Source organism: Ruegeria sp. H6, assembly GCF_056532975.1.
In genome coordinates this window covers 123304-137480 of record NZ_JBQFOA010000009.1, presented here as the reverse complement: position 1 = coordinate 137480, position 14177 = coordinate 123304, and the positions used below count along the sequence as shown (strand labels likewise).

General features: G+C 60.4%; 12 protein-coding genes. 7 read left to right on the top strand and 5 right to left on the bottom strand.

Annotation, left to right across the window (positions count from 1 at the left end):
• The first annotated feature begins 66 nt into the window (after positions 1 to 66).
• On the top strand, positions 67 to 1641 hold the full coding sequence (locus ACR0AG_RS15570) for a 2-isopropylmalate synthase (protein ID WP_480840514.1): 1575 nt from the start codon (positions 67 to 69) through the stop codon (positions 1639 to 1641).
• A gap of 156 nt (positions 1642 to 1797) precedes the next feature.
• Here the strand turns inward: ACR0AG_RS15570 and ACR0AG_RS15565 are convergent, their stop codons facing one another.
• Complete coding sequence (locus ACR0AG_RS15565; RefSeq protein WP_480840512.1) at positions 1798 to 2583, bottom strand: 23S rRNA (adenine(2030)-N(6))-methyltransferase RlmJ; 786 nt, start codon at positions 2581 to 2583, stop codon at positions 1798 to 1800.
• Between the two features lie 155 nt (positions 2584 to 2738).
• Between ACR0AG_RS15565 and ACR0AG_RS15560 the strand changes: the two genes are divergently transcribed.
• From ACR0AG_RS15560 to ACR0AG_RS15535, 6 genes are read left to right on the top strand one after another with little or no spacing between them, the layout of a single operon-like run.
• Entirely contained in the window at positions 2739 to 3785 is a 1047-nt protein-coding gene (locus tag ACR0AG_RS15560; RefSeq protein WP_008756832.1) for a rod shape-determining protein, read from the top strand.
• A 56-nt stretch (positions 3786 to 3841) separates the two neighbouring features.
• The gene (gene mreC / locus ACR0AG_RS15555; RefSeq protein ID WP_480840510.1) at positions 3842 to 4744 is read left to right on the top strand and encodes a rod shape-determining protein MreC; all 903 of its coding nucleotides are present in this window, start codon (positions 3842 to 3844) and stop codon (positions 4742 to 4744) included.
• A complete protein-coding gene (locus ACR0AG_RS15550) occupies positions 4737 to 5273 on the top strand; it encodes a rod shape-determining protein MreD (protein WP_480840508.1) in 537 nt (178 codons plus the stop codon). The genes mreC and ACR0AG_RS15550 overlap by 8 nt, the downstream gene beginning before the upstream one ends.
• Positions 5270 to 7219, top strand: a complete 1950-nt coding sequence (gene mrdA, locus ACR0AG_RS15545; RefSeq protein WP_480840506.1) for a penicillin-binding protein 2 — start codon at positions 5270 to 5272, stop codon at positions 7217 to 7219. Before ACR0AG_RS15550 ends, mrdA begins: the two co-directional genes overlap by 4 nt.
• A complete protein-coding gene (gene rodA, locus ACR0AG_RS15540) occupies positions 7216 to 8355 on the top strand; it encodes a rod shape-determining protein RodA (protein WP_480840504.1) in 1140 nt (379 codons plus the stop codon). Before mrdA ends, rodA begins: the two co-directional genes overlap by 4 nt.
• A gap of 15 nt (positions 8356 to 8370) precedes the next feature.
• The gene (locus ACR0AG_RS15535) at positions 8371 to 9303 is read left to right on the top strand and encodes a 2-hydroxyacid dehydrogenase (protein ID WP_480840502.1); all 933 of its coding nucleotides are present in this window, start codon (positions 8371 to 8373) and stop codon (positions 9301 to 9303) included.
• On the opposite strand, the gene ACR0AG_RS15530 is transcribed toward ACR0AG_RS15535, so the two are convergent.
• The 4 genes from ACR0AG_RS15530 to coaBC all read right to left on the bottom strand — a co-directional run bounded on the left by ACR0AG_RS15530 (position 9300) and on the right by coaBC (position 14116).
• Positions 9300 to 11315 carry a M3 family metallopeptidase gene (locus ACR0AG_RS15530; protein WP_480840500.1) on the bottom strand — a complete coding sequence of 672 codons (2016 nt, stop codon included), beginning with the start codon at positions 11313 to 11315 and terminating at the stop codon, positions 9300 to 9302. The two genes, ACR0AG_RS15535 and ACR0AG_RS15530, sit on opposite strands and share 4 nt — an antisense overlap.
• 72 nt (positions 11316 to 11387) lie before the next feature.
• Complete coding sequence (locus tag ACR0AG_RS15525) at positions 11388 to 12434, bottom strand: HesA/MoeB/ThiF family protein (RefSeq protein ID WP_480840498.1); 1047 nt, start codon at positions 12432 to 12434, stop codon at positions 11388 to 11390.
• Positions 12434 to 12889 carry a dUTP diphosphatase gene (gene dut / locus ACR0AG_RS15520; RefSeq protein ID WP_480840496.1) on the bottom strand — a complete coding sequence of 152 codons (456 nt, stop codon included), beginning with the start codon at positions 12887 to 12889 and terminating at the stop codon, positions 12434 to 12436. The genes ACR0AG_RS15525 and dut overlap by 1 nt, the downstream gene beginning before the upstream one ends.
• 30 nt (positions 12890 to 12919) lie before the next feature.
• Positions 12920 to 14116: a bifunctional phosphopantothenoylcysteine decarboxylase/phosphopantothenate--cysteine ligase CoaBC gene (coaBC, locus tag ACR0AG_RS15515; protein ID WP_480840494.1), complete on the bottom strand. Its 1197-nt coding sequence runs from the start codon at positions 14114 to 14116 to the stop codon at positions 12920 to 12922.
• Positions 14117 to 14177 lie beyond the last annotated feature (61 nt).

Sequence of the window (14177 nt, the reverse complement as noted above, 5' to 3'; positions counted from 1 at the left end):
GCGCCCGCTCAGAGGAGGACGCCCGCGCGCCATAGGCTTTAGGACAGAAGAAGAAAGTGAATTCCCATGACACATGTGACCGACCAAGACCGCGTCGTGATCTTCGACACCACTTTGCGCGACGGTGAACAAAGTCCCGGCGCAACCATGACCCATGACGAAAAGCTTGAGATTGCCGAGCTGCTGGACGACATGGGCGTCGACATTATCGAAGCCGGGTTTCCCATCGCCTCCGAAGGCGATTTCAAAGCCGTATCCGAGATTGCCCAACGCGCCAAAAACAGCCGTATCTGCGGGCTGGCCCGTGCCAATTTCGCCGATATCGACCGCTGTTGGGAGGCGGTGAAACACGCCGAAAAAAACCGGATTCACACGTTTATCGGCACCTCGCCGCTGCATCGCGCCATTCCGAACCTGACACAGGATGAAATGGCCGACAAAATCCACGAAACCGTCAGCCACGCGCGCAATCTCTGCGAAAACGTGCAGTGGTCGCCGATGGACGCAACGCGGACTGAATGGGATTACCTCTGCCGTGTGATCGAGATTGCGATCAAGGCGGGGGCAACCACGATCAATATTCCTGATACGGTGGGCTATACGGCTCCGATGGAATCCGCAGACCTGATCAAACGCCTGATCGAGACAGTGCCGGGCGCGGATGAGGTCGTCTTTGCCACCCATTGCCACAACGACCTTGGCATGGCGACCGCGAATTCTCTGGCCGCAGTCGCGGGTGGTGCGCGGCAGATCGAATGCACGATCAACGGGCTGGGCGAACGCGCGGGCAACACGGCTTTGGAAGAGGTGGTGATGGCTTTGCGCACGCGCAACGACATCATGCCGTGGCACACCGGCATCGACACCACCAAGATCATGCATATCTCACGCCGCGTCGCGACGGTTTCAGGCTTCAACGTGCAGTTCAACAAGGCCATCGTCGGCAAGAACGCCTTTGCGCATGAAAGCGGCATCCATCAGGACGGCATGCTGAAAAACCGCGAAAACTTTGAGATTATGCGCCCCGAAGACATTGGCCTCTCGGGCACCTCTTTACCGCTGGGCAAACATTCGGGTCGCGCGGCCCTGCGCGACAAGCTTGAAACTCTGGGCTTTGAGATCGGGGACAATCAGCTCAAGGACATCTTCGTAAGGTTCAAGGATCTGGCGGACCGCAAGAAAGAGGTTTTCGACGACGATCTGATCGCGTTGATGACGCTGGATGACGACGAAGCCAATGATCACTTGCAGCTTGTTTCAATGAAGGTGACCTGCGGCACCGTCGGACAGGCCGAGGCGACGCTGGAGATAGAGGTCGACGGCACAGACGCAATCGCGACCGAGTTTGGCGATGGCCCGGTGGATGCCACCTTCAAGGCGATCCGGGCGATTTACCCAAATACAGCGCGGCTGCAGCTGTATGAGGTCCATGCGGTGACCGAAGGCACCGACGCGCAAGCCACTGTGTCTGTCCGGCTGGAAGAAGACGGCATGATAGCCACCGGGCAATCTGCCAACACCGATACTGTCGTGGCGTCTGCCAAAGCTTACATCCATGCCCTGAACCGCCTGATCATGCGTCGTGAAAAAGCAGGCCCCGGTGCCGATACGCGTGAGATCAGCTATAAGGACTTGACCTGATCTAAGGACAAGCCAAAGGGCTCCCGCACCCGCGGTTGTCCGGCTTCGCCGGACCCCCTGGCGGCTTTGGGCCCGGCACCGCGCCTTGGCGCGGTGCCGGGCCCAACATGTTTGACGGCATCTCTGATGCTGGCAAACGTGGCGGGAGCCTCAAGATCAAAGCTTCGCGAAAATTTCCGACAGGCGTGCCGTTTCCGCCTCGATCCCGTAGGGCGCATTCAGGATGAACATGCCCGACCCGATCATCCAGTGTCCTTCCCGGGCCGGAGGAAATCGAACCTCGTGGCAGATCACCTTCGGGAAGTTCTGCGCTTTCAAAGCCCTAACCATCGCGCGGTGGCGATTGTCCTGCAGGATCGGATACCACAGCGCGATCACGCCGACATTCCATTTGCGATGCAGGCTGGCAATCACCTTTGGCAGGCGATCGTAATCCGCCTTCACCTCATAGCTGGGATCGATCAACAACATCCCGCGCCGAGGCGTTGGCGGCAGAAGCGATTGCGCCAGCTCAAATCCGTCCTGGTGGTACGTTTTGGCGTTGTAAGGCGACATTGCCAGTGCCAGGGCCGCGTGCTCCTTTCGGTGCAGTTCGGCCAGATGCGCGCAATCCTGATCACGCAGCAGGTTGGCGGCGATCAAGGGGGATCCGGGATATGCCGCAGGCCCATAGCGTGTCTGCACCGCGTTCAGCACCCCAGACATCGGATGATCCGGCCCAAACCAGCCCTCGGCCTGCGCCCGAACGATGCCTGATTGCGCCTCGCCGGTCTTGACAGCCTCGACCGCATCAAGCTGGTAAAGGCCTCGCCCCGAATGCGTCTCGACATAGCTCAGTGGTTTGTCTTTTCGGGTCAGATATTCCAGCACCCAGGCCAATAAACCGTGTTTTTGTACATCAGCCAGATTCCCGGCGTGGTAAATGTGTTGATAAGACAGCATTAAGCCTTCTAAAGTCCCCATCAAAGAAGCGGAAAGGTGCTGACTATCGCGGAATCAGCCCTTTTACCGGGCGAGATGGCACCCTATAAGGCATCCGTCCCGGAACCGTCGAGTCGCGGGCAGTGGAAATTCTGACAAACGGGATCAGGAACAATATGGGCATTTTCGGCAATCTGGGCGGCCTGTTCACGGCGGACATGGCTATTGACCTCGGAACCGCGAACACATTGGTCTATGTCAAGGGACGCGGTGTGATCCTGTCTGAACCCTCTGTGGTGGCCTATCACGTGAAGGACGGTGTCAAAAAGGTTCTGGCCGTGGGCGAAGACGCCAAGCTGATGCTGGGCCGCACCCCCGGCTCGATCGAAGCGATCCGCCCGATGCGTGAAGGCGTCATTGCCGATTTCGACACCGCCGAGGAAATGATCAAGCACTTTATCCGCAAGGTACACAAACGCTCGACCTTCTCGAAGCCCAAGATCATCGTTTGCGTACCACACGGCGCGACACCCGTGGAAAAGCGCGCGATCCGTCAGTCGGTTCTGTCAGCAGGCGCGCGCCGGGCCGGCCTGATTGCCGAACCGATTGCAGCGGCAATTGGGGCCGGCATGCCAATCACTGATCCGACCGGGAATATGGTGGTTGATATCGGCGGCGGTACAACCGAGGTCGCAGTTCTGTCGCTGGGAGACATCGTCTATGCGCGCTCGGTCCGGGTGGGTGGTGACCGGATGGATGAAGCCATCATCTCATATCTGCGGCGCCAGCAGAACCTGTTGGTCGGTGAATCCACCGCAGAGCGGATCAAAACCACCATCGGCACCGCGCGGATGCCCGACGATGGCCGGGGCCAGTCGATGCATATCCGTGGGCGCGACCTGCTGAATGGTGTGCCGAAGGAAATCGAAATCAGCCAGGCTCAGGTGGCCGAGGCGCTGTCAGAGCCCGTTCAGGCAATCTGCGAGGCGGTCATGACGGCGCTGGAAACCACGCCGCCCGATCTGGCAGCGGATATCGTTGACCGGGGCGTCATGCTGACCGGTGGCGGCGCGTTGCTGGGCGATCTGGATCTGGCCCTGCGCGAACAAACCGGTCTGGCCGTGTCGATTGCAGATGAAAGCCTGAATTGTGTGGCTTTGGGCACCGGCAAAGCGCTGGAATATGAAAAACAGCTGCGCCACGCGATTGACTACGAAAGCTAAGGCGCGCACCCTTTTGGGGTGAGAACTCGGGCACGAGCAGCACGGGAAGGTAGCCTGTGGCAAAGGACCGATCACAGCGCGACGAATACACGACACCCCTGCGCCGGTTGTTGCTGGGGATTTTGGTGTTGTGCCTGCTGGGTATCTTTCTGGTCTGGCGCATTGACAGCCCACGCGTTGAACGGTTCCGGGCCCAGGTTGTGGACAAGGTGGTTCCGTCAATGGAATGGGCCATGGTCCCTGTCACCGCGATTGTGAACCTTGCGCGGGATTTCCAAAGCTACCAACGGCTGAGCGAGCAGAACCGCGAACTGCGCAGCGAGCTGCGCCTGATGCGCGCCTGGAAAGAGGCCGCCTTGCAGCTGGAGCAGGAAAACGCGCGTCTGCTGGACCTCAACAACGTGCGGCTTGATCCGCGCCTGACATATGTGACCGGCGTTGTGATGGCCGATAGCGGCTCGCCCTTCCGGCAATCCGTTCTGCTGAATGTCGGCGAACGCGATGGGATCATCGACGGCTGGGCCACGATGGACGGGATTGGCGTGGTGGGCCGGATTTCGGGCGTCGGGCCGAACACCGCGCGCGTGATCCTGATGACCGACGCCTCTAGCGCGATACCGGCCACCATTCAGCCCTCGGGGCAGACGGCCCTTGTCACCGGCGATAACACTGCAGCGCCGGTGGTCGAATTCCTTGAGAACCGCGAGCTGGTGCGCCCCGGTGACCGTGTCGTGACCTCGGGCGATGGCGGCGTCTTTCCCGGCGGCTTGCTGATTGGCCAGATCACGGCCGATCCGGGCGGTCGCCTGCGCGTCAGGCTGTCGGCCGATTTCGAACGGTTGGAGTTCCTGCGCGTGCTGCGCTATCAACCGGTGCAACCGATCCGCGACCCCGGCGGTATCGTCGGCCCCCAACGCCCCGAGGCAACGCTGATCCCGCCGGAGGCTGGGGATGGATAAACCGGTCTCATATCTATGGATCAAACGGAGCCTCTATCTGCTATTGGCTCTGGTGATCCTGTTTCTGCATTTGCTGCCGCTCGATACCAAACCTGATCGCCTACCCTTTCCCGATCTGCTGATCGCATTGACATATGCCTGGGTTCTGAGGCGGCCGGAATATGTTCCGATCCTCGGCATCGCATTTGTCATGCTAATGGCAGATTTTCTGCTCCAACGCCCTCCGGGCCTGCTGGCCGCATTGGTGGTGCTTGGGGCGTCGTATCTGCGAAATGCGGCACCGGGAATGCGAGAGCTTGGGTTCATGGCGGAATGGACGTCGGTCGGCGCGGTGATCACTGCAATTTTTGTGCTCAACCGGATGATCCTTGCTATTCTGTCCGTGCAACAAGCAGCTTTAGGCCCGGTGGTGATCCAAGTGGTGCTGACTATCGCAATTTATCCCCTGATCGTTCTGCTCAGCCAGAGCGCCTTTGGCGTGCGGCGCATATCACCGGCGGACACTGCGACACTGGGGGGCCGGTCATGAAGCCGAAACAGGCCAAATCGCAGGGCCTTGCCTATAAACGCCTGCCGCGCCGGGCGCTGGTGCTCGGCGGTCTACAGGCCGTCTTCATTGGCGGGCTGGCCGCGCGGATGCGGTTCATGCAGGTGGATCAGGCGGACGAATATCGCCTTCTGGCCGAGGAAAACCGGATCAACATCCGCCTCATCCCGCCCACCCGTGGCCGTATCTACGACCGCAACGGGCAGATCATCGGGCAGAACTCGCAATCCTACAGAATCGTGATGGTGCGCGAAGATGCGGGTGATATCGACAAGGTCATCACCAAACTGTCCGAACTGATCCCCCTGACCCAGGAAGAGATCGAGCGCGCCAAGACCGAGATGCGCCGCTCGGCCCCGTTCCTTCCGGTCACACTTGCTGATCAGGTGACGTGGGAAGACATTTCGAAAGTTGCCGTTAACGCCCCTGCCCTGCCCGGTGTCACGCCCGAGGTCGGGATGACACGGCAATACCCGCGCTATGAGGATTTCGCCCATGTGGTCGGATATGTCGGCCCGGTCAGTGATTATGATCTGAGCCAAATCGAAGACCCCGAGCCGGTTCTGCGCATTCCACGCTTTCAGATCGGCAAGGTCGGTCTGGAAGCCAAGCAAGAGATCAATCTGCGTGGCCGGGCGGGTGCAAAGCGGGTCGAGGTCAACGCAACGGGCCGTGTCATGCGTGAACTGGACCGGCAGGAAGGCACCGCAGGAGCGGATCTGCAGCTTTCTGTTGATGCCGATCTGCAGCAATACGCGCAGGCGCGACTGGCCGGGGAAAGCGCCGCCGCCGTCGTGATCGATTGCGAAACCGGCGATATCCGCGCCATCAGTTCGGCCCCCAGTTTCGATCCAAACCTGTTTGTGCGCGGCATTTCTGTCGCCGATTACCGAACGCTGACCGAAGACAACTATCGCCCGTTGGCCAACAAAACGGTGCAAGGGACCTATCCGCCCGGCTCGACCTTTAAGATGATCACCGCCATGGCCGCGCTTGAGGCTGGTGTGATCGGCCCCGGCAACACTGTTTACTGTCCCGGTCACCTGAAGGTTGGCAGCCGCCGCTTTCATTGCTGGAAACGCGGCGGGCATGGCACGGTCGATTTGAACCTATCGCTGAAACGCAGCTGCGACGTCTATTACTATGACGTGGCCCTTCGGACAGGTATCGACAAGATATCCGATATGGCCCGCACCTTTGGCCTCGGCGTCAAACACGACATTCCCATGTCGGCCGTCGCCGCAGGCCTTGCGCCCAATCGAGCGTGGAAAGAGCGGGTGCATGGCGAAGGTTGGCTGGTCGGCGACACCGCAAATGCCTCGATCGGGCAGGGCTTCATGCTGGCCTCACCGCTGCAGCTGGCGGTTATGACGGCACGGATCGCAACCGGGCGCGCGGTCAAACCGCGTCTGGTGCGGTCAGTAAACGGGGTTGAGGAACCGTCGGGCGCGGGCGAGCCGCTGGCCGTCAATCACAACAATCTGGAACAGGTGCGCAAAGCGATGTTCTCGGTCTCGAACGACCGAGGCGGCACGGCGTATCGCAGCCGGATCATCGCCGATGATCTGCGCATGGCAGGCAAGACCGGAACTAGTCAGGTGCGCAACATCACCAAGGCTGAACGCGCCGCAGGTGTGATCCGGAACGAAGACCTGCCGTGGGAGCGACGCGACCACGCGCTGTTCGTCAGCTTTGCACCTTATGACAAACCCAAATACGCCATCGCGGTTGTGGTGGAACATGGCGGCGGCGGATCAAAAGCCGCCGCACCCGTTGCCCGGGACATCATGCTTCAGGCGCTTTACAACGGCACTCCTCCGCTTGAGGCCTATCCCGCAGGGGATCGCGAACGGATCAAGGAACAGCAAAAACAGCTTGAGGGCGACCGTCGTCCCAAAGCGCGTCCGGATGGCAAGGATCGCGCATGAGCTATTTAGAATACGCTGTCAAATCCACACCATCGGGATTTCGCAAAGTCCTGTATATGAACTGGCCACTGACGCTGTTGCTGATCAGCGTGGCCTGCGCCGGGTTCCTGATGCTGTTTTCCGTGGCCGGTGGGTCGTGGACGCCATGGGCCGAGCCCCAGATGGAACGGTTCGGGTTGGGCATGGCGGCCATGTTCATCGTGGCAATTGTTCCGATCTGGTTCTGGCGCAACATGTCCGTCGTGGCCTATCTGGGCTCAATCGGATTGCTTGTTCTGGTTGAGCTGGTCGGGACCGTCGGTATGGGAGCGCAGCGCTGGATCGACCTGGGTTTCATGCGCCTGCAACCGTCCGAATTGATGAAGGTCACGCTGGTGATGTTGCTGGCCGCCTATTACGACTGGCTACCCTCGCACAAAACTTCGCGCCCCTTATGGGTGTTGATCCCGGTTGTGCTGATCCTGGTCCCGACTGCCCTGGTTCTGAAACAGCCCGATCTGGGTACCTCAATCCTGCTGCTTGCGGCCGGCGGCGGGTTGATGTTTCTGGCCGGTGTCCACTGGGCCTATTTCGCAGCCGTCATCGCCGCGGTTGTTGGCCTGATCGCCACGGTCTTCAATAGCCGGGGCACCGATTGGCAATTGCTCAAGGACTATCAATTCCGCCGCATCGATACGTTTCTGGACCCTTCGACCGATCCGCTTGGGGCCGGGTATCATATTACCCAATCCAAGATCGCCCTGGGCTCGGGCGGCTGGAACGGGCGCGGGTTCATGCAGGGAACTCAATCACGCCTGAACTTCCTGCCGGAAAAACACACCGATTTCATCTTCACGACGCTTGCCGAAGAGTTCGGCTTTGTCGGTGGCATTACCCTTCTGATCCTCTACGGCCTGATCCTTATCTTCTGCATGGTCACCGCGCTTTCGACCAAAGACCGGTTCTCATCACTGGTGACGCTGGGCATCGGATTGAACTTTTTCCTGTTCTTTGCCGTCAATATGTCGATGGTCATGGGGCTTGCCCCGGTTGTGGGCGTGCCGCTGCCAATGGTCAGCTATGGCGGCTCGGCCATGCTGGTGCTGATGGCGGCCTTTGGTATCGTGCAAAGCGCCCATATCCACCGCCCCCGGTAATCTGAAAGGCCCCTTATGACAGTCAATGTCCTGTTTTCCGCGCGCCCTGGCTTGTGGCCCTTGTATCAGCCGCTGCTGGAAAAGGGCTTGAAAGAGGCGGGGCTGGACTTTCATCTGGCGACCGACTTTCCGCCGGATCAGGTGGACTATGTCGTTTATGCCCCCAACGGTGGGGTATCGGATTTCACCCCCTTCAATCGGTTGAAAGCCGTTCTCAGCCTGTGGGCCGGGGTCGAGAAGATTGCGGACAATAAGAGCCTGACCGTTCCGCTGGCGCGTATGGTGGACCATGGGCTGGCGCGCGGCATGACCGAATGGGTCGTGGGTCACGTGCTGCGCTATCACCTTGGCATGGACAGCCACATTACGCAGCAGGACGGAAACTGGGTGCCCGCGCCCCCGCCGCTGGCGCAGGATCGCACGGTTTGCATCCTTGGCCTTGGGGCTTTGGGCAAGGCCGCTGCCGAGGCCCTGTCTGCCTTGCACTTCCATACAATTGGTTGGAGCCGCACGCCCAAGGACATTCCCGGCGTCACCTGTCTGCATGGTGATGCCGGTCTGCGCGAGGCGTTGTCGCAGGCCGAAATCGTTGTGCTTCTTTTGCCCGAAACACCCGCGACCGAGAATACGTTGAACGCCAAAACGCTGGCCTGGCTGCCCAAGGGCGCAAAGATCATCAACCCGGGGCGCGGACCTCTGATCGACGACGATGCGTTGCTGGATGCGCTGAACAAAGGCCAGGTTGGGCATGCCACGCTGGATGTGTTCCGCGTAGAACCCCTGCCCGCTGATCACCCCTATTGGGCGCATCCGAATGTGACCGTGACCCCGCATATCGCGTCGGAAACGCGACCACCCACAGCAGCACAGGTCATTTGCGAGAACATCAGACGAGGTGAGGCGGGTGAGCCGTTCCTGCACCTCGTCGACCGTGATCTGGGGTACTAGGCAGCGATCAGGCCACGGCCTTTCAGCAGCGCCTCGACCCCCGGTAACCGGCCCCGGAACGCCAGGTAGAGGTCTTCGGCCTCGCGCGAGCCTCCGGTGGACAGAATATTGTCCTCCAACGCCTTTGCGCGTTCTGGGTCAAAGGCACCGCCGGCCTCTTCAAAGGCCGCAAACGCATCGGCATCCATCACTTCGGACCACATATAGCTGTAATAGCCCGAGCTGTATCCGTCACCGGCAAACACATGGGCGAAATGCGGCGTCGCGTGGCGCATTCCGATGGCCTGCGGCATGCCTAAATCAGCCAGAACCTGCGCCTGTTTTTCCATTGGATCAGCCGGGGCCGCGCCCTCATGAAACGCCAGATCAACCAGGGCCGAGGCGACATATTCGACCGTCTGGAATCCCTGATCGAAATTGGCGGCACTCAGCACCTTGTCCAGCATCTCTTGCGGCATTGCTTCACCGGTTTCGGCATGTGTCGCGAACTCTGCCAGAACCTCGGGCACTTCCAACCAGTGCTCATAAAGCTGGCTGGGCAGTTCCACGAAATCCCGCGCCACGGACGTGCCCGAGATACTTTCATAAGTCACATTCGACAGCATCTGGTGCAGCGCATGGCCGAATTCGTGAAACAGCGTGCGGGCATCGTCATAGGACAACAGCGCCGGATCGCCCTTGGCGAAGTTGCAGACATTGATCACCACAGGCGCCTGCGTCTTCGGAAACTTCGCCTGCCCGCGCATCGCGCTGCACCACGCGCCCGAGCGCTTTGAGCCTCGCGCGAAATAGTCACCGATGAAGACGGCGACGTGCTGACCGTTGCGCTTCACCTCCCACGCGCGACAATCGGGGTGATAGAGCGGCACGTCCAGTGGTTTGAACGCCAACCCGAACAAGCGGTTTGCACAGGCAAACGCCGCCTCGATCATACGATCGAGTTGCAGGTAGGGTTTCAATGCCGCCTCATCCAGATCATGTTCTGCCTTGCGGCGTTTCTCGGCATAGTAACGCCAATCCCATGCCGCCAGAGGGCCGTTGATGCCGTCCTCTTGCATCATTTCGGTCAGAACGTCCGCGTCCGCATCAGCGCGGGTCTTTGCGGGGTCCCAAACCTGCATCAACAGATCGCGCACCCGAGACGGAGTGCGGGCCATCTCGGTTTCCAGCTTGTAGTCGGCGAAGCTGTCATAGCCCAAAAGCTTGGCGCGTTCTTCCCGCAATTTCAGGATCTCGGCTGCGATGTCCCGATTGTCAGTCTCACCGCCGTTGGCCCCACGTGCGGTCCAGGCACGATAGGCTTTCTCGCGCAGATCGCGACGCGGCGAGAATTGCAGGAACGGTACAATGATCGACCGTGACAGAGTCACCACCGGACCGTCCGCCCCCTTTTCCGCCCCCGCAGCGCGCGCCGCGTCCACGACGAAACCCGGCAGGCCTTGCAGGTCGTCTTCGGACAGGTCCATGTACCAATCCCGCTCATCCGCCAGAAGGTTCTGGGTAAAAGATGTGCCCAGCGAGGCCAGACGCGCCTTGATCACTTGCATCCGGGCATCTGCGTCACCTTCCAGCGCCGCACCTGCGCGGACAAACCCGCGATGGGACAGCATCAGAACACGGGCCTGTTCATCTGTCAGGCCCAGGTCATCCCGGTGGGCCCACAGATCGGCAACCCGATGAAACAGGGCCTTGTTTGAGGAAATGCCCGAGAAATGCGCGGCCAGTTTTGGGGAAAATGCCCGCTGCAACTCTTCGCGTTTTGGGTTGCTGTCTGCGCCAGCGACGGTGAAGAACACCGACGAAACCTTGTCCAACTGCTCACCCGCCGCCTCAAGCGCTTCGACCGTATTGGCAAAAGTAGGCGCTTCGGGATTGGCCGCGATTGCGTCGATTTCCGCGTTATGCGCCTTTAATGCGTCGTCCAGGGCGGGCGCAAAATCATCGTCGGAAATCGCCTCGAACGGTGCGATTTCGAATGGCGTGGTCCAGTCGGACAGGATCGGGTTGGTCATTCAGATCTCCTTTGAACCTATAGCTAGGTAAGCCGGGTCAAATGATCCAGAGCGGCTTGCGGTATTGTTAAACTAATCCGCCGCACCACAGATCGGACAATCGTCGCGTCTGGACAATGTGATCTTGCGACTTTCCCCATAAAGCGCGTCATAGATCAGCATCTCACCGCGCAAGGCCTGCCCTGCGCCCGTGATCACCTTGATCGCTTCGACGGCCATCATCGACCCCACCACCCCGGGCAGAGGTCCGATCACCCCCGCCTCAGCGCAAGATGGCGCAAGACCGGCTGCCGGGGCTTCGGGGAAAATACACTGATAACAGGGACCGTGTGTGGCGGGGTCAAACACGCTCAGCTGTCCTTCCCATTGCGACAAGGCGCCTGAGATCAGCGGTTTGCCCGCAGCAGCGGCGGTGCGATTAGCCAGATACCGGGTGTCAAAATTGTCGGTGCCATCCAGGATCAGATCGAAATCCGCAAACAGATCCGCAGCGATATCCTCGGTCAATCGGCGATGATACGGCAGGACCACCACGTTGGGGTTCTGAGCCTTCATCGCCTGTTGCGCCGAAAAGACCTTGGGCATTCCGATATCGGGATCGCGGTGAATGACCTGCCGCTGCAGGTTGGCATTTTCCACGACATCATCGTCGATAACACCAATCGTACCGACACCCGCTGCGGCCAGGTATTGCAGCGCAGGCGCGCCCAATCCGCCAGCGCCAATCACCAGCACCCGCGCTTTCTTTAGCCGCTTTTGACCCGGTCCGCCCAGTTCGCGCAAGACGATATGGCGCGCATAGCGTTCCAATTCGGTTTCAGTGAATTGATCGGATGGTTTAGCCGGTTGGTCCATCGGTGTTTTTTCTGCCTTGTTTCGCAACGCCCTTAGACCTTTTGCATACAAAAGAACCAGCAGGGCACCGCCCCCCAAAATCAACCACATCGCAGCAGATCCGCCCGTCGCCTCGCGCAGAGGATGCCCGTCGGGCAACACTAGATGCGCAAGAACGACACCCGTCAGCAATGCGGCCACAGACACGATCCGCGCGGTCCGAGAGGCCCCGGCCAAATAGCCAACACCCCAAAGCCCGGCCACAAGGAACAAAACCAGCAACATCAGCCGCGCCCGGTCGAACCGAAACCGCCCACACCGCGATCAGTTTCGCCCAGCGCGTCAACGGTTTCAAAACTGGCCTGCACCACGGGTGCGACGATCAACTGAGCGATCCTGTCACCATGGGCAATTTGGAACGCCTCTTGCCCCGCGTTCATCACGATCACCCCCAGTGGCCCGCGATAGTCGCTGTCAATGGTGCCCGGCGTGTTGGGCAGCGTGATGCCATGTTTGAGCGCCAACCCGGATCGCGGCCTGACCTGCACCTCGAACCCCGGCGGGATTTCGATCCGCAGCCCTGTGGGCACCAGAAATCGCGCGCCGGGTTGCAGAACGATGGCCGTTTTGTCCGGCAGGTTCGCGCGCACGTCTGCGCCAGCGGCACCCGTCGTTTCGTAAGACGGCAGTGCCACGCCCGGATCAGCCCAATCTTCGCGGATCACACGAATTGCGACCATCTTTGCTCCCTCGTTTGTCTTAAACTGCGATCACGTCGCCAAAGCCTCGGCGATTTTCTGGGCCAGCCTGTTTGCGACCACATCCTTGCCCATGCGTGGCCATTCCTCGGCCCCCTGATCGGAAATCAGGGTCACCGCATTCTCGGCACCGCCCATGATCCCGGTTGACGGGCTGACATCATTGGCCACAATCCAGTCGCACCCCTTGCGCGCCCGCTTGGCCGTGGCGTGTTCGATAACGTTGTCCGTTTCTGCGGCAAACCCGACAACCAGCCCGGGCCGCCCGCTTTTCAGATGCGCCACGCGTTTCAGGATATCCGGGTTCTCGGCAAATTCGAGCGCAGGCAGACCGTCGCGGGATTTCTTCAGCTTCTGATCCGAGGCGCTGGCGACGCGCCAGTCGGCGACTGCTGCGGCAAAGACCCCGGCGTCGGCAGGCAAGGCGGCATCAACCGCATCCGACATCTGCTGGGCCGTCTCGACCGCAACCACCTGCACTCCTTCCGGCGCAGGGATGTCCGCCGGGCCGGTCACAAAAACGACCTCGGCCCCCAATGCCGACAGGGCACGCGCTATGGCTGTGCCTTGCGCCCCGGACGACCGGTTGGCGATGTATCGCACGGGATCAATGGGTTCATGCGTCGGCCCCGAGGTGATGATGATGCGTTTGCCCTTTAGCGGTCCGTCCGTCAGCAAGCCCTCGACCGCCACAACGATCTCAAGCGGTTCTGACATGCGGCCGGGTCCGTATTCACCGCACGCCATGTCCCCTTCGTTCGGGCCGACAAAGTGGATGCCGTCTGCCTTAAGCTGCGCGAGGTTCCGCTGTGTCGCTGGGTGGTCCCACATGCGCACATTCATCGCGGGCGCACACAGAACCGGCGTGTCCGTTGCCATCAACAAGGTCGAGGCCAGATCACTCGCCAGACCCCCAGCCATCTTGCCCATCAGGTCCGCCGTTGCCGGGGCCACAACAATCAGATCGGCGGAACGTGACAATTGAATATGACCCATCTCGGCCTCATCCGTCAGATCAAACAGGTCGCGATAGACCTTTTGACCGGCCAGAGCCGATACGGAAAGCGGTGTCACGAATTCCTCGGCTGCGCGTGTCAGAACCGGTGTGACCTGCGCGCCGCGCTCGGCCAAGCGGCGGATCAGGTCCAGCGACTTATAGGCCGCGATCCCTCCGCCGATGATCAGCAGAATACGTTTGGATGCCAGCATGTTCAGCCCTTCCCCTCCCGGTCGCCCCAGAGATTAGGCAACGCGGTATCCGAGTTCCAGC